General features: G+C 65.8%; 15 protein-coding genes. 10 read left to right on the top strand and 5 right to left on the bottom strand.

The genetic code is table 11. The annotated features are described in order from the left end of the window. Positions 1–4: 4 nt before the first annotated feature. On the bottom strand, positions 5–859 hold the full coding sequence (locus QO058_RS21820; RefSeq protein ID WP_284168327.1) for a prephenate dehydratase: 855 nt from the start codon (positions 857–859) through the stop codon (positions 5–7). A gap of 8 nt (positions 860–867) precedes the next feature. Next, positions 868–1,611, bottom strand: a complete 744-nt coding sequence (locus tag QO058_RS21815) for a 3-deoxy-manno-octulosonate cytidylyltransferase (protein WP_284168326.1) — start codon at positions 1,609–1,611, stop codon at positions 868–870. Between the two features lie 173 nt (positions 1,612–1,784). Between QO058_RS21815 and QO058_RS21810 the strand changes: the two genes are divergently transcribed. From QO058_RS21810 to QO058_RS21775, 8 genes are all read left to right on the top strand, one after another. Beyond that, positions 1,785–2,330 (top strand): c-type cytochrome, encoded by a 546-nt coding sequence (locus QO058_RS21810; RefSeq protein ID WP_284168325.1) that lies wholly within the window; start codon positions 1,785–1,787, stop codon positions 2,328–2,330. 167 nt (positions 2,331–2,497) lie between these two features. Further along, complete coding sequence (locus QO058_RS21805) at positions 2,498–4,366, top strand: extracellular solute-binding protein (RefSeq protein ID WP_284168324.1); 1,869 nt, start codon at positions 2,498–2,500, stop codon at positions 4,364–4,366. 42 nt (positions 4,367–4,408) lie between these two features. Then, complete coding sequence (locus QO058_RS21800) at positions 4,409–4,699, top strand: nucleotidyltransferase family protein (RefSeq protein ID WP_284168323.1); 291 nt, start codon at positions 4,409–4,411, stop codon at positions 4,697–4,699. After that, positions 4,696–5,061, top strand: a complete 366-nt coding sequence (locus QO058_RS21795; protein ID WP_284168322.1) for a HepT-like ribonuclease domain-containing protein — start codon at positions 4,696–4,698, stop codon at positions 5,059–5,061. The genes QO058_RS21800 and QO058_RS21795 overlap by 4 nt, the downstream gene beginning before the upstream one ends. A 76-nt stretch (positions 5,062–5,137) precedes the next feature. After that, positions 5,138–6,229: a microcin C ABC transporter permease YejB gene (locus tag QO058_RS21790; RefSeq protein ID WP_284168321.1), complete on the top strand. Its 1,092-nt coding sequence runs from the start codon at positions 5,138–5,140 to the stop codon at positions 6,227–6,229. Further along, entirely contained in the window at positions 6,226–7,410 is a 1,185-nt protein-coding gene (locus tag QO058_RS21785; RefSeq protein WP_432212077.1) for an ABC transporter permease, read from the top strand. Before QO058_RS21790 ends, QO058_RS21785 begins: the two co-directional genes overlap by 4 nt. Next, a complete protein-coding gene (locus tag QO058_RS21780) occupies positions 7,407–9,035 on the top strand; it encodes an ABC transporter ATP-binding protein (protein WP_284168320.1) in 1,629 nt (542 codons plus the stop codon). Before QO058_RS21785 ends, QO058_RS21780 begins: the two co-directional genes overlap by 4 nt. Then, positions 9,035–10,252: a phosphopentomutase gene (locus tag QO058_RS21775; protein WP_284168319.1), complete on the top strand. Its 1,218-nt coding sequence runs from the start codon at positions 9,035–9,037 to the stop codon at positions 10,250–10,252. The genes QO058_RS21780 and QO058_RS21775 overlap by 1 nt, the downstream gene beginning before the upstream one ends. Here the strand turns inward: QO058_RS21775 and QO058_RS21770 are convergent, their stop codons facing one another. Then, positions 10,253–11,710, bottom strand: coding sequence for a methyl-accepting chemotaxis protein (locus QO058_RS21770; protein WP_284168318.1), 1,458 nt, complete (start codon positions 11,708–11,710; stop codon positions 10,253–10,255). Continuing rightward, positions 11,707–12,081, bottom strand: a complete 375-nt coding sequence (locus QO058_RS21765; RefSeq protein ID WP_284168317.1) for a hypothetical protein — start codon at positions 12,079–12,081, stop codon at positions 11,707–11,709. Before QO058_RS21765 ends, QO058_RS21770 begins: the two co-directional genes overlap by 4 nt. Positions 12,082–12,274: 193 nt before the next feature. Between QO058_RS21765 and QO058_RS21760 the strand changes: the two genes are divergently transcribed. After that, positions 12,275–12,703, top strand: a complete 429-nt coding sequence (locus QO058_RS21760) for a TadE/TadG family type IV pilus assembly protein (RefSeq protein ID WP_284168316.1) — start codon at positions 12,275–12,277, stop codon at positions 12,701–12,703. Between the two features lie 36 nt (positions 12,704–12,739). Beyond that, the gene (locus QO058_RS21755; protein WP_284168315.1) at positions 12,740–14,410 is read left to right on the top strand and encodes a pilus assembly protein TadG-related protein; all 1,671 of its coding nucleotides are present in this window, start codon (positions 12,740–12,742) and stop codon (positions 14,408–14,410) included. A 4-nt stretch (positions 14,411–14,414) separates the two neighbouring features. Here the strand turns inward: QO058_RS21755 and QO058_RS21750 are convergent, their stop codons facing one another. Then, the gene (locus QO058_RS21750) at positions 14,415–14,819 is read right to left on the bottom strand and encodes an arsenate reductase/protein-tyrosine-phosphatase family protein (protein WP_284172987.1); all 405 of its coding nucleotides are present in this window, start codon (positions 14,817–14,819) and stop codon (positions 14,415–14,417) included. Positions 14,820–14,849: the final 30 nt, after the last annotated feature.

The following is a 14,849-nucleotide window of genomic DNA, read 5'->3' as shown; positions in this document are numbered from 1 at the left end:
TTGCCTACTCGCCCGGCTCGGGGAAGCTGTCGCGGAATCCGTGCGCCGGGTAGACGCCGAGGATCTTCATCTCCTTGGAGAAATAGGAGAGCTCGTCGAGCGCGCGACGCAGCGCCGGGTCGTCGGGATGGCCCTCGACATCGCTGTAAAACATCGTCGCCGAGAAATGGCCGTCGACCATGTAGCTTTCCAGCTTGGTCATGTTGACGCCATTGGTGGCGAAGCCGCCGAGCGCCTTGTAGAGCGCCGCCGGCAGGTTGCGGACCTGGAAGATCAGGGTCGTCACCGTCTTGCCGGCGCCCTGGCGGGCGAATTCGGGATATTTCGAGAGCACGACGAAGCGCGTGGTGTTGTGCTTCTCGTCCTCGATGTCTTCCATCAGGATCTTGAGGCCGTAGACCTCGGCGGCGATGTGCGGGGCGATCGCGGCACGCGTCGGATCACCCGCCTCGGCGACCTGACGGGCGGAGCCGGCGGTGTCGGCCGCGACCTCGGCCTTGAGGCCGAGCTTGCGGATGATCTTGCGGCACTGGCCGAGCGCGTGGATGTGACTCTGCACCGTCTGCAGCGTCGCCAGCGTCGCGCCCTCGACTGCCATCAGATGAAAGCGGATCGGCAGGAAATGCTCGCCGATGATGTGCAACCCCGAGCGCGGCAGCAAATGATGGATGTCGGCGACGCGGCCGGCGATCGAGTTGTCGATCGGGATCATGCCATAGCGGGCGGCGCCATCAGAGACCGCGGCGAGCGCGTCCTCGAAGGTGCGGCAAGGCAACAGCTCGCAATCCGGGAAGACCTGAAGGGCGGCCTGCGAGGAGAAGGCTCCGGGCTCGCCCTGGTAGGAAACGACGACTGACATTGGGGTCTTCAGGCTCCGGCGCTGGACTTCAGGAACGTGCGGGCACGCTCCAGATCAGGAGGGGTATCGACGCCTCGCGGGACGTGATCGATGATCATCGCGTCGATGCGCATGCCATCCTCGAGCGCGCGGAGCTGCTCGAGCTTCTCGCGCAATTCGAGCGGCGACTGCGGCAGCGCAACGAAGCGATCGAGCGCGCGGCGGCGATAGGCGTAGAGGCCGACATGGTGATAGAGCGGGCCATCGCCGTAAGGCGCCGTCGCCCTGGTGAAATAGAGCGCCCGCATCCGGCCGGGGGAAACCTCGCTGCCGATCAGCTTGACCACGCTCGGCGCGGTCTTCTCCTCTTCGTCGGTGATCTCGCCGGCAAGGGTCGCGATGTCGACGGCCGGATCGGCGAGCGGCTCCACTGCGGCCGCGATCGCGGCTGGTGCCAAAGTGGGGAAGTCGCCCTGGACGTTGACGATGATGTCGTGCTCGCGTTTCGGATCGATGATGTCGGCGGCCTCCTTGATCCGGTCGGAGCCGGTCTGGTGCGCAGGACTGGTCATCACCGCCCGGCCGCCGGCCTGCTCGATCGCCCCGAGGATGCGCTCGTCATCGGTTGCGACCACCACATCGCCGACACGCGCTTCGATGGCACGGCGCCAGACGCGAACGATCATCGGCTCGCCCAGGATGTCAGCCAGCGGCTTGCCCGGCAGGCGCGTCGCCTGCATGCGGGCCGGGATCAGGATCAACGGATTGGGCATTGGCTGGGGAAAGCTCGCGGGGCGGCAAAAGGTCTCAAAGCGGAGCGTGCTTATACGAGTTGCAATGCAGCGCGCAAAGCGGTTAAGCAGCGCAGACGTGCCGGGTCCCGCAAGGGTCCGGCCGCAGCGCTGTCTTGCTTCGCCGACGGGCGGGCCGGGGGTTGTGAGAGACGATGAATATCGAACTGAACAAGATCGCTGGCGCGGGCCTTTCGACACTGCTCGTCGTGATGGCCTTGAACATGACTGCCGGCATCGTCTTCGCCCCGAAGAAGCCGGCCGTGCCGGGCTTCGACCTGCCGAGCCTGGAGCCGGCTGCCGCTGGCGGCGCCGGCGCTGCCGCAGCTGTTGCCGAGGAGCCGATCGCGGTGCGCCTCGCCAAGGCCGATCCGGCCAAGGGTGAAAAGGCTGTCGGCGCCTGCAAAGCCTGCCACACCTTCGAAAAGGGCGGCGCCAACAAGGTCGGCCCGCATCTCTACGACGTCTATGGCCGCAACGAGGGTTCGGTCGCAGGGTTCGGCTATTCGGCCGCGATGAAGGGCCGTGGCGACAAGAACTGGGACGCCGATGCGCTCGACCACTTCCTGAAGAACCCGAAGGCTTACGTTCCCGGCACCATCATGGCCTTCGCCGGCCTGAGCAAGCCCGAGCAGCGCGCCGACGTCATCGCCTATCTGAATACGCTGGCCGAGGCGCCGAAGCCGTTGCCGAAGCCCTGATCTGGCCGCGCCTTTCGCGCCAGTGTGACGACATGAGCCGGGCTCTGCGCCCGGCTTTTGCTTGTCCGCGCCATGCAATTGCCGTCACCATGACGGGGAATGCGCGCAGCACTGGCTTCGGCCGGGTATGACGACATAATCGGACAACGAATCGCAAGGGGTTTTGCATGGCGATCCGGATCACCCGCCGCAGGCTGCTCGAAGCTGGCGGCACGCTCGCAGGCGCGGCCGCGCTGCCGGCCTCGCTCACGGCAGCTCTGGCGCAGGAGAACGAGGTCCACGGCCTCTCGACTTTCGGCGAGCTGGCGCTGCCACCGGACTTCCCGCATTTCGCTTATGTCAATCCAAAGGCCCCGAAAGGCGGCTCGATCACCATCCAGATCAAGCGTGCCGGCGGCAATCAGAGCTTCGATACCTTCAACACGCTCAACATCTATGTGCTGCAGGGCGACGGCGCCGCCGGCATGGACGCCTGCTTCGACAGCCTGATGGCGGGCTCGGCCAATGAGCCCAACACGGTCTACGGACTGCTGGCGAAGAGCGTCGCGGTCTCGGCCGACAAATTGACCTATCGCTTCCGCATGCGGCCGGAGGCGAAGTTCCATGACGGCTCGCGCGTCACTGCCGGCGATGCCGCCTTCTCGTTCAACCTGCTCAAGAGCAAGGCCCACCCTACTTACCGGCTGATCCTCGCCGAGATGGCATCGGCGGTCGCCGAGAGCGACGACGTCCTCGTGGTCAAGCTCTCGCCCAAGCGCGGCCGCGACATGCATCTCGTCGTCGCCGGCCTGCCGGTGTTTTCCGAGAAATTCTGGTCGACCCGCAATTTCGAGGCCTCGACGCTGGAGCCGCCGCTCGGCTCGGGCGCCTACAAGGTCGGACGTTTCGAGCAGGGCCGCTTCATCGAATTCGACCGGGTGCCGGATTATTGGGCCAAGGATTTGCCGGTGAATATCGGCCAGAACAATTTCGACCGCGTCCGCTGGGAGTATTTCCGCGACCGGCAAGTGGCGTTCGAAGCCTTCAAGAGCGGCATTATCACCTTCCAGGAGGAATACACCTCGCGGATCTGGGTGACTGGTTATGATTTTCCAGCGGTTGCCGAAGGCAAGGTCAAGAAGGAATCTTTGCCGAAGACCGAGCCGATCGGCGGCCAAGGCTGGATCTACAATCTGCGCCGCGAGAAGTTCGCCGATCCACGCATCCGCGAGGCTCTCGGCCTCGCTTACGATTTCGAATGGACCAACAAGAACATCAGCTTCTCGTCCTTCAAGCGATTGACTTCATATTTCGAGAATTCGGATTCGAAGGCGGTCGGCCTGCCCTCCCCGGAAGAGTTGAAACTGCTGGAGCCCTTCCGCGGCAAGGTGCCCGACGAGGTCTTCGGCGAGCCCTATTTGCCACCGGTCAGCGACGGCTCCGGCAGCGATCGCGCCCTGCTGCGCCGGGCCGACGAGATGCTGCGCGCCGCCGGCTGCAAGCGCGACGGCAACATACTCAAGCTGCCGAACGGCCAGCCCTTCGAGATCGAGTTCCTCGATTCGACGCCGGCGCTACAGCCGCATATCCAGCCTTTCCAGGCCAATCTCAAGCGGCTCGGCATCAACGCGACCTCGCGCATCGTCGACGGCGCGCAATATCAGCGCCGGCTCGACGAGTTCGATTTCGACATAATCATCCGCAATATGAGCGGCAGCGCCATACCAAGCGACACGATGCGCGTCCTGTACGGCTCGGAAGCGGCCAAGACGCGCGGCTCGCGGAATGTCGGCGGCATCGCCGATCCGGCGATCGACGCTATGATCGAGGCGATCGGCCAGGCCGACAGCTATGCCAAGGTGGTGGTAGCGGCCAAAAGCCTCGACCGGCTGCTGCGGGCCGGGCGCTACTGGATCCCGATGCTGTGGCAGCCCAATGAGTGGCTGGCCTATTGGGACATGTATGAGCGCCCGCAGACCAAGCCGAAATACGGCTCCGGCGCGCCGGGCACATGGTGGTACGATCCGGAAAAGGCCAAGCGAATCGGGAAGGCATAAGCCGGCATGACGCTTATAGGCCGAAGCGAGTAAGAAGCTGCCATGAAGCCGTCGACCGCACTTGCTCTGAACCGTGAAGCGATACGCCAGGCGATGGGCCGGTTCCGGGCCAGCAATCCCCGTGTCTTCGGCTCCGTCCTGCATGGCACGGATCAACAGGACAGCGATCTGGATATCCTGATCGATCCCCTGCCCGGTGCGACCTTGCTGGATATCGGCGGCCTGCAGATCGCTCTTGAAGAATTGCTCGGCGTCAACGTGGATGTTCTGACAGCGGAGGATCTGCCTCCTAGTTTCCGGGACCGCGTGCTGGCCGAGGCGCGGCCTGTATGAACCATCACCAAAGGCTGGTCGACTATTTGCGGCATATGGTCGACGCGGCGCGCAAGACAGGAATCTATATCGAAGGGATGGAAAAAGCCGATTTCCTGGCCGATGAGCGCACCCAGCAGGCCGTCATCCTCAATCTCGTGATCATTGGTGAAGCCGCAACCAGGCTACTGCAATCCCATGCCGATTTTCTCGGCCGCTACCCGGATGTGCCATGGAAAAGCATGAAAGGGATGCGCAACCGGGTCGCGCACGGCTATTTCGACATCAATCTCAGCATCGTCTGGGAAACCGCGCGGACGGCGCTGCCCGAGTTGCTCGCTCGCCTGCCGGCGATCATTCTGACGGCAGAGGCCGAGTCATGACAGCCATTTACTGCACACTGCGTGTTCCGTCATTTGGACCGCGCTTCTCTGTCCTTCGAGCTGAGCTTTCCCGCTCATGCTGAGTTACATCGCCCGGCGTCTGGCGCTGATGGTGCCGACCCTGTTCGGCATCCTGCTGATCTCCTTCGTCATCGTGCAGTTCGCGCCGGGCGGGCCGGTCGAGCGGGTGATCTCACAACTGCAAAATCCGAACAGCGGCGCGGCCGAACGGGTCGGCGGCGGCGCGGGCGGCGATGCCGGCGCGCAGGCGGTGGATTCAAACTCGGCCTATCGCGGCGCGCAGGGGCTCGACCCCGCCTTCATCAAGGAGCTCGAGAAGCAGTTCGGCTTCGACAAGCCGGCGCATGAGCGCTTCTTCAAGATGCTGAAGGACTACGCGACCTTCGACTTCGGCCGCAGCTATTTCCGCGATGCGCCCGTGCTGCAACTGATCAAGGAGAAGCTGCCGGTCTCGATCACGCTCGGCCTGTGGATGACCCTGCTCTCCTACGCGATCTCGATCCCGCTCGGCATCCGCAAGGCGGTCAAGGACGGCTCGCGCTTCGACACCTGGACCAGCGCGGTCGTCATCGTCGGCTACGCCATCCCCGGCTTCCTGTTCGCGATCCTCTTGATCGTGCTCTTCGCCGGCGGCTCGTTCTGGCAGATCTTCCCGCTAAGAGGGCTGACCTCGGAGAACTGGGCGCAGCTCAGCCTCATCGGCAAGATCGGCGATTATTTCTGGCACATCGCCCTGCCGGTGCTGGCGATGGCGCTGGGCGCCTTCGCGACCTCGACGCTGCTGACCAAGAACTCCTTCCTCGACGAGATCAGGAAGCAATACGTCCTGACCGCGCGGATGAAGGGGCTGTCGGAGCGCGGCGTGCTCTACGGCCACGTCTTCCGCAACGCGATGCTGATCGTCATCGCCGGCTTTCCCGGCGCCTTCGTGCATGCGCTTTTCGCCGGCTCGCTGCTGATCGAGACGATCTTCTCGCTCGACGGGCTCGGCCTCCTGTCCTTCGAGGCGATCGTCAACCGCGACTATCCGGTCGTCTTCGCCAACCTCTTCATCTTCTCGCTGATTGGCCTCGTCGTGCACCTGATCACCGACCTGACCTATGCCTGGGTCGACCCGCGCATCGACTTCGAATCGCGGGAGGCCTGACGGTGAGCGACACATTGCTCGACGCCCCGCCGCCGGCCCTGCGCTCGGCCGAGCCTGCTCGTGCTCCGGCCGAAGCGAAACAGGGCTGGCTCAAGCTCTCACCGATTAACCGGCGCCGGCTCAACAGCTTCAAGGCGAACAAACGCGGCTGGTGGTCGTTCTGGATCTTCCTGACGCTGTTCGTGCTCTCGCTTTTCGCGGAATTCATCGCCAACGACCGCCCGCTGATCGTCCGCTACAAGGGCGAGACGCTGTTCCCGGTCGCGGTGAACTATCCCGAGGAGAAGTTCGGCGGCTTCCTCGCCACCACCGACTACCGCGACCCGACCATCGCCAGGGAGATCGCGGCGAATGGCTGGGCGCTGTGGCCGCTGATCCGCTACTCCTACCGCACCCATAATCTCGACCTGCCGGTGCCCGCCCCGGCCCCGCCGACCTGGCTGCTCAAGGATGAGCAGTGCCGACCGATCGCCGAGCGCACCGGCGGCATGACTTGCCGCGAGCTCGAATGGAACTGGCTCGGCACCGACGACCAGGGCCGCGACGTGGTGGCGCGCCTGATCTACGGCTTCCGTATCTCGATCCTGTTCGGGCTGATCCTGGCCTCGATCTCCTCGGTGATCGGCATCGCGGCGGGCGCGGTCCAGGGCTATTTCGGCGGCTGGACCGACCTGATCTTCCAGCGCGTCATCGAAATCTGGACCTCGATCCCGGCGCTCTATCTGCTGATCATCGTCGCGGCGATCATCACGCCGAGCTTTTTCGTCCTGCTCGGCATCCTCCTTCTGTTCTCCTGGGTCGCACTTGTCGGCGTGGTCCGCGCCGAATTCCTGCGGGCGCGCAATTTCGAGTATGTCCGCGCCGCCCGCGCCCTCGGCCTTTCCAACCGGGCGATCATGGTCAAGCACCTGCTCCCCAACGCCATGGTGGCGACGCTGACCTTCCTGCCCTTCATCCTCAACGGCTCGATCACGACGCTGACCTCGCTCGACTTCCTCGGCTTCGGCCTGCCGCCCGGCTCGCCCTCGCTCGGCGAGTTGCTGGCGCAGGGCAAAGCCAACCTGCAGGCGCCCTGGCTCGGGCTTTCCGGCTTCGTGGTGATCGCGCTTATGCTGTCGCTCCTGATCTTCATCGGCGAAGGGGTCAGGGACGCGTTCGACCCGAGGAAGACGTTCGCATGAGCGCCCCCCTCCTCTCCGTCCAGGACCTTTCCGTCGCCTTCCGCCAGGGCGGGCAGGAGACGCTCGCCGTCGACAAGATCTCCTTCCAGATCGCCAAGGGCGAGACCCTGGCGATCGTCGGCGAATCCGGCTCGGGCAAATCGGTCTCGGCGCTGTCGGTCCTGAAGCTGCTGAACTACCCGGCGGCGTATCATCCGTCCGGCAAGGTGTTGTTCAATGGCCAGGACCTGATCGCCGCCGACGAGGACGCGATGCGCAAGGTTCGCGGCAACGACATCACCATGGTGTTCCAGGAGCCGATGACCTCGCTCAACCCGCTGCACCCAATTGCGCGGCAAATCGGCGAGATCCTCGAACTGCACAAGGGCCTGCGCGGCGAGAAGGCACGGGCCCGCACGCTCGAACTGCTGTCGCTGGTTGGCATCCGCGATGCGGCAAGCCGGCTCGACGCCTATCCGCACCAGCTCTCCGGCGGGCAACGTCAGCGCGTGATGATCGCCATGGCGCTCGCCAACGAGCCCGACCTGCTGATCGCCGACGAGCCGACCACGGCGCTCGACGTCACCGTGCAGGCGCAGATCCTGACGCTGCTGAAGGAGTTGCAGGGCCGGCTCGGCATGGCGATCCTGTTCATCACCCATGATCTCGGCATCGTCCGGCGCATCGCCGACCGGGTCTGCGTGATGCTGAAGGGCAAAATCGTCGAGCAGGGGCCGGTCGCCGAGATCTTCGGCAATCCCCAGCACGCCTATACGCAGCGCCTGCTCGCCGCCGAGCCGAAAGGCAGGCCGGAGCCTGTACCGGACGACGCCCCGATCCTGCTGGAGGCCGGGCCGATGAAGATCTGGTTCCCGATCAAGACCGGCCTGCTGCGGCGAACCACGAGCCATGTGAAGGCCGTCGACGGCATCACGATCAAGGTGCGCGAGGGCGAGACGCTCGGCGTCGTCGGGGAATCCGGCTCGGGCAAGACGACGCTCGGCCTCGCGATCCTGCGGCTGATCTCCTCGGAGGGACCGATCGTCTTCCTCGGCGACCGCATCGACGGATTGAGCAGCGCCGCAGTACGGCCGAAGCGCAAGGATCTGCAAGTCGTCTTCCAGGACCCCTATGGCTCGCTCTCGCCGCGCATGTCGGTCGCCGACATCGTCGCGGAAGGGCTGACCGTCCAGCAGAAGGGGCTGAGCTATCAGCGCCAGCGCGAGATCGTGGCCCAGGCGCTCGCCGATGTCGGGCTCGATCCTTCGACGATGGATCGCTATCCGCACGAATTCTCCGGCGGCCAGCGCCAGCGCATCGCGATCGCCCGCGCCATGGCGCTCGACCCGAAATTCGTCGTGCTCGACGAGCCGACCTCGGCGCTCGACATGTCGGTCCAGGCGCAGATCGTCGAATTGCTGCGCGGACTGCAGGCCAGGCGCAAGCTCGGTTATCTCTTCATCAGCCACGACCTCAAGGTGGTCAGGGCGCTGTCGCACCGGGTGGTGGTGATGCAGAACGGCAAGGTGGTCGAGGAAGGGCCGGCAGAGGAGATCTTCCAGCGCCCGCGAGAGGCCTATACGCAGGCGCTGCTCGCCGCCGCCCTCAACCTCGAGCCGGCGAACAGCGCCGCGGTGCGCGACTGATGACGCGCGCCATCCTGATCGTGCTTGATTCCGTCGGCTGCGGCGGTGCGCAGGACGCGGCCGCCTATGGCGATACCGGCTCCGACACGCTCGGCCATATCGCTGAGGCCTGCGCCGAAGGGCGCGGTGACCGCGAGGGCCTGCGCAGCGGGCCGCTCGATATCCCGAACCTCGCCCGACTGGGCCTGAGCCATGCCTGCGAGGCCTCGACCGGCAAACCGCTCGCCGGCGTGACGCGGCCGGACGTGCCGCAAGGGCAATACGGCTACGGCGTCGAAATCAGCCAAGGCAAGGACACGCCCTCCGGTCATTGGGAGATCGCCGGCTGTCCGGTCCCGTTCAAATGGGGCTATTTCACCGCGCTGGAGAACACGTTTCCGCCAGACCTCGTCGCCGCCATCATTCGCGACGGCGCCCTGCCCGGCATCCTCGGCAACAAGCATGCCTCCGGCACGGCGGTGATCGACGAGCTCGCTGAGGAGCACATCCGGACCGGCAAGCCGATCTGTTACACCTCGGTCGACTCGGTGCTGCAGATCGCGGCGCATGAGGAGCATTTCGGCCTGGAGCGGCTCTACGCGCTCTGCAAGAAGGCCCGCGTCCTAGTCGACCCGCTCAGGATCGGCCGCGTCATCGCCCGGCCTTTCGTCGGAACGACGGAGACCGGCTTCACCCGCACCGGCAACCGCAAGGACTTCGCGATCCCGCCGCCGAACGAGACCATCCTCGACCGGCTTGCGGCCAGGGAACGACCGATCGTGACGGTCGGCAAGATCGGCGACATCTTCGCCCACCGGAACACGGGCGAGGAGATCAAGCCGTTCGGCAACGCCGCCATGTGGGCGGCAGCGCTGGAGGCGTTCGCGCGGCTGCCGGATGGCGGATTCTGTTTCGTCAATCTCGTCGATTTCGATACCGAATACGGCCATCGCCGTGACATCCCGGGCTATGCGGCGGCGCTCGAAGCATTCGATCGCGATTTGCCGAAGTTGGAAGCGCTGCTCCGGCCCGGCGACCTCACCATCGTCACGGCCGACCATGGCAATGATCCGAGCTGGCCCGGCTCCGACCATACGCGCGAGCATGTACCGATCCTGGCCTTCGGCCCGGCAACACCAGGGCGGTCGATCGGCCGCCGCGAAAGCTTCGCCGACATTGCCGCGACGCTCGGCGAATGGCTGGGTGTCGGGACGGTCGGCCCCGGTCGCGCCTGGTAATCAGGCGGCAGCGACGCGCTCGCAGAACTCCGCCACCTCGCGACGGATGCGCTGCGCCTGCGTCGCAAGATCGGCCGACGAGCTCTGCAGGCTGCCAGCGGCGGCGTAGGTTCGCTCGGTCACCGCCTCGAAGCTCTGCAGGGTCTGGGCGCTGCGGTTGGCACCATCCGAGGAGACCTGGACCTCGCGCGCGATCTCGGCGGTGGCGCGGTCCTGCTCGCCGACCGCATAGGCGATCGCGACCGAGACGGTCTCGACCTCGCCGATCGCCGTGACCATCTCGCGGATCGACTTGAGCGAGCGCTGTGAGGCGGTCTGGATCGCTTCGATCGAGCGGGCCACCTCCTCGGTCGCTGTCGCCGTCTGAGCCGAGAGCGTCTTGACCTCGCTGGCGACGACGGCGAAGCCCTTGCCCATCGCTCCGGCACGCGCCGCCTCGATGGTCGCGTTCAGCGCCAGCATGCTGGTCTGGGCCGCGATACCGCGAATGATCTCCGCCACGGCGCCGACACTCTCGCCGGTGCGCGCCAACGCCTCGATCTCGGTGCTGGCAGCCCGCGCGAGCCTGGCCGCCGATTGCGAGCTGCCGGCCGATTGCGTGACGTTGCGGCCGATCTCGGCGATCGAGCTGGCAAGCTCCTGACTGGCTGCTGCTGTCTGCTCGATGCTGGTCGTCACCTCGGTCGAGCTGCGCGAGACGAGCGTGATCTGCTGCCGGGCGCGGTCGGAGGCGCCGGTGAGGCCACGGGCATCGACCTGCATCGCCTCGGACGCCTTGTCGAGCACCGCCATGGCCCCGTCCATCTCGTCGCGAAAATGGTCGACCATGGCATGCAAGCGTTCAGCGCGGGCCCCGGCCTCGTCGGCGAGCTCCCGCTCCCGTTCGCTCGCCAGGCGCTCGCGCTCGGCGATGTCCTCGGCTCGGCGCAGATTGGCCTCGGTCTGCGCGAAGATGCGCGCGGTCACCACCGCGATCACTGCGAGAAAGGCAGTCTCGACAATCACGATGACGGCATGCAGCAGCACCCGCAGCAGACTGCCGCCCTGGTAGAAAACTGCGGCAGGCAGGACGAACTGCAGCACCAGATGGTGCACCGCAGTGAGCGCGGCGCCCAGGACGATCGGCCGCCAGTCGCAGAAACCGGCGAGCAGCGCGAGCACGGCGAAGTAGTACATGTGCATGTCGGGCTGCCAGGGATGCCCGGAGAAGACAGCAACCAGAATCGAGACCTGGCCGATCAAGGCGACAGCGATTGCGCACTGCGCCAGCAACGTCGCACCGACAGCGCGATAGGCCAGCAGCGCCGCGAGCGCGAGCAACAGGGCGCTCAGCCCCGGCACCAGCCCGTCACCGGACTGCAGCAGGGACACCATCGCGAGCAGCGGGACGTGGAGGAAGGCGAGGCCGACGAGGCAGCGCGCGACGAGGTCGCGAAGACCAGGCAAAGTCAACGTCATAGGCGGTTCGCTTCGGCCTCCGATGAGATGATGCAGCCGGCAAGCCCGTCGAGGCGCAGCACCAGCATGGCTCCGGCCGGCCGCGCCACCGGCATTGTCGCCGCTTCTGGTGCAAGGACGACGACGAAGGGCACCGCACCTTGCCGCAAGAGCCTGGCACCAGTCGCGAGGCTGCGCGCCACGGCCTCCTCGCCAGAGACCCAGGGCGGAAAGATCACGGCCAGCGGCACGGCTGGGCCGGCGACAGGACCGGGCAAGCTGGCGAGGGTTACAAGGCCGGAGCAAAGCGCCAAGCCTGCGATCAGACCGACGTCGCGCCACTGTCGGAGCTTCCGAGAGCGGACATTGGTCAGGATCGCGACGGTGCTCATTCCTCGGGTCGATTCTCGGCTTAGCTAACGCAACGTTGCCCTCACTGAAGCTCCTGAGCCGGGCTGCTTAAATTTCGATTAATCAGCCAACTTGGTTTCAATGGCTTCGCCCGCTTCTGAAGGTACCTTTTACTGTTTATAAAGGCGCCATCTATACACTCTATGGTTGTTAATCCCGTGGAGTGGACACGCCATGCGTTCGCTCATTCATCACCTCCGGATTGATCGCTCCGCCGCTACGGCCGTGGAATTCGCCTTCATCGCGCCACTCCTGCTGTTGCTCCTCTTCGGCATCATCGGCTATGGCCACGCCTTTGGCGTGTATCACGGCGTGCAGCAACTGGCGGCGGAGGCGGCCCGTGCTTCCGTCGGCGGGCTCGACGACACCGAGCGCGAGAGGCTGGCGCGCGGCTTCGTCACCCGCAGTATCGGCTCTTACGCCTTCCTCGACCCAAGCAAGCTGACGGTGCGGACGACCGCGACCGGTGCGCCCTCGCCAAGCTTCGAGGTGGCGGTCGTCTACGACTACTCGGACAGCATCTTCAATCGCCTCAATTCCATAGTCGCGCTGCCAACCCCGGTGGTCGAGCGCCGGGCCGTCGTGCAGCGCGGCGGCTACTGAATCCGTCCATCGACGGAAACGGCAAGGGAGGCCGTCATGATCAATCTCTTGCGGAGGCTGTTTGCGGACCGCCGCGGTCTCTCATCGATCGTTTTCGCCGGTAGCTCCATGGTTCTGTTCGGCTTCGGCGCAATTGCGGTCGATGGTGGCAGCTTCTACTACCAGAAGCGCCGCCAGCAGACCGCGACGGATCTCGCCGCGCTCGCCGCTGCGGCTGACCTCGGAAGGGCGGACGCTGCGGCTCGATCAAGCGCCGGGCGCAACGGCTATACCGCAGCCGCAGTCGAAAGAGTGCAGCTGGGCACCTATTCGGCGAACGCGACGCTCGCGCCCGAGATGCGCTTCCAGCCGGGCTCGGCGGCCGGCGCGAACGCTGCCCGGATCGAGATGCGCGCGACCACCCCGATGATCCTTGGCCGAGTGATTGGAGCGGGCGGCTTAGGAAATGACGCCGGAGAGGTTGCGATCCTGACGCGTGCAACCGCCGCGCAGGACATGCAGGCCGCCTTCGCCGTCGGCTCTCGGCTAGCTCGGGTGGAAGGCGGCGCCCTCAATGGCCTGCTCGGCGGCCTGCTCGGGACGAGCCTGTCACTGTCGGTGATGGATTATGAGGGGTTGGCGCGGGCGCGGATCGACCTGTTCGGTTTCGCACGGCAATTGGCGACGCGCGCCTCGATTTCCGCATTGACCTTCGATGAGGTCGTCCGCGCCCAGGTCCGCATCGGGGACGTCATCCTGGCGGCCCAGGATGCAGCGCGCGCCCAAGGCGCGGGCAGCGACGCGATCGCGGCGCTGGGGCGTCTGGCATCGGTGCTCGCCGGCTCGGGCCAGCGCATCAACCTGCAGAGCCTGGTCTCGTTCGGCACCTATGGTAGCCGTCAGCTGAGCGAGGAGTTGCCGATCAAAGCATCGCTGGCGGCACTTGACCTCGTCTCGGCCACGGCGCAGATCGCCAATGGCGCACGCCAGCTCGATCTCGGCCTGGCGGTCAACGTGCCTGGCCTCGCCTCGGTTTCGCTGAAGCTCGGCATCGGCGAGCGACCGGTCGGCACCAGCCTGGTGCGCGTAGGCCGCAACGGCGCTACGGTCCACACTGCCCAGACGCGCCTGTTGCTTACCCTCACCCTCGTCGGCAGCGGCCAGGCCTCGCTGGTCAAGCTGCCGCTCTACCTCGAACTCGCCTCCGCCACGGCCCGCCTGACCTCGATCTCCTGCGGCGCCGGCGACATCACAAGCGCGCGGGTGACGCTGGGCGTGACGCCGGCCGTGGTCGATGCCTGGATCGGGCAGGTCTCCAATGCCGAGTTCAGCAATTTCAGCACGCGGCCGAACCCTCCGGCCGCAACGCTGCTCGATCTGCTCCTCGTCAAAGTGACGGGTCGGGCGCATGTGACGATCAGCAATACCAGCGAGACCCCGGTCAGCTTCAGCTATGCCGAGATCCAGCGGGCCGAGAAGAAGACGACCTCGACGCAGAACTTCGTCGCGAGCCTGCTGTCGCGACTGGTTTCCGATCTCGAGGTACGTGTCGAGCCGCTCGGACTCGGGCTCGGCATCGGCGGCGCCGTGTCCGGCGTCATCGCCGGCGCGGCGGCGCCGCTCGACCAAGTGCTGACGAGCCTGCTCAACACGCTCGGGATCGGGCTTGGTCAGGCGGACAGTTGGGTCACCGGCGTGCGCTGCGGCGGGGCGGTGCTGATCCAATAGCGCTTCAGGGTCGCAGCCGGGCCTTGATCCGCTGCATCAGGCCGTCGCGGACGGCGCGATAGGCTTCGAGGACCTGCTCGCGCGAGCCTTGCACGACAGTGGGATCCGGCGTCGGCCAGTATTCGACATCGGAAGCGACCGTGCGGGTCAGGTCGAGCGCCTTGTGATGCGCCTCGGGGGAGAGCGTGACGATCAGATCGAAGTTGAGCCCCTCCCATTCCTCCAGCTCCTCGAGCGATTTCGGCTTGTGCTTGCGGGCGTCGATGCCGATCTCGTCGAGGACCTGCAGCGCGAAGGGATCGACCTCGCCTTTGCGTGCTCCGGCCGACTGGACATAGACCGACTTGCCGAAGAAGTGCTTGGCGATCGCCTCCGCCATGGGCGAGCGCACTGCGTTATAGGCGCACATGAACAGCACGCTCTGCAGCTTGCGGGAGGC

Source organism: Bosea vestrisii (assembly GCF_030144325.1).
GTDB lineage: Bacteria > Pseudomonadota > Alphaproteobacteria > Rhizobiales > Beijerinckiaceae > Allobosea > Allobosea vestrisii_A.
Note: the sequence above shows the minus strand (reverse complement) of the source record. Positions and strands in the feature narration are given on the sequence as shown.

What these genes read in the sequence shown, in the direction of transcription:
- QO058_RS21750 (WP_284172987.1), bottom strand. Translation starts at nt 14,819, where the DNA reads ATGTGCGCCTATAACGCAGTGCGCTCGCCCATGGCGGAGGCGATCGCC.
- QO058_RS21775 (WP_284168319.1), top strand. Translation starts at nt 9,035, where the DNA reads ATGACGCGCGCCATCCTGATCGTGCTTGATTCCGTCGGCTGCGGCGGT.
- QO058_RS21805 (WP_284168324.1), top strand. Translation starts at nt 2,498, where the DNA reads ATGGCGATCCGGATCACCCGCCGCAGGCTGCTCGAAGCTGGCGGCACG.
- QO058_RS21790 (WP_284168321.1), top strand. Translation starts at nt 5,138, where the DNA reads ATGCTGAGTTACATCGCCCGGCGTCTGGCGCTGATGGTGCCGACCCTG.
- QO058_RS21810 (WP_284168325.1), top strand. Translation starts at nt 1,785, where the DNA reads ATGAATATCGAACTGAACAAGATCGCTGGCGCGGGCCTTTCGACACTG.
- QO058_RS21780 (WP_284168320.1), top strand. Translation starts at nt 7,407, where the DNA reads ATGAGCGCCCCCCTCCTCTCCGTCCAGGACCTTTCCGTCGCCTTCCGC.
- QO058_RS21765 (WP_284168317.1), bottom strand. Translation starts at nt 12,081, where the DNA reads ATGAGCACCGTCGCGATCCTGACCAATGTCCGCTCTCGGAAGCTCCGA.
- QO058_RS21815 (WP_284168326.1), bottom strand. Translation starts at nt 1,611, where the DNA reads ATGCCCAATCCGTTGATCCTGATCCCGGCCCGCATGCAGGCGACGCGC.
- QO058_RS21760 (WP_284168316.1), top strand. Translation starts at nt 12,275, where the DNA reads ATGCGTTCGCTCATTCATCACCTCCGGATTGATCGCTCCGCCGCTACG.
- QO058_RS21770 (WP_284168318.1), bottom strand. Translation starts at nt 11,710, where the DNA reads ATGACGTTGACTTTGCCTGGTCTTCGCGACCTCGTCGCGCGCTGCCTC.
- QO058_RS21755 (WP_284168315.1), top strand. Translation starts at nt 12,740, where the DNA reads ATGATCAATCTCTTGCGGAGGCTGTTTGCGGACCGCCGCGGTCTCTCA.
- QO058_RS21800 (WP_284168323.1), top strand. Translation starts at nt 4,409, where the DNA reads ATGAAGCCGTCGACCGCACTTGCTCTGAACCGTGAAGCGATACGCCAG.
- QO058_RS21820 (WP_284168327.1), bottom strand. Translation starts at nt 859, where the DNA reads ATGTCAGTCGTCGTTTCCTACCAGGGCGAGCCCGGAGCCTTCTCCTCG.
- QO058_RS21795 (WP_284168322.1), top strand. Translation starts at nt 4,696, where the DNA reads ATGAACCATCACCAAAGGCTGGTCGACTATTTGCGGCATATGGTCGAC.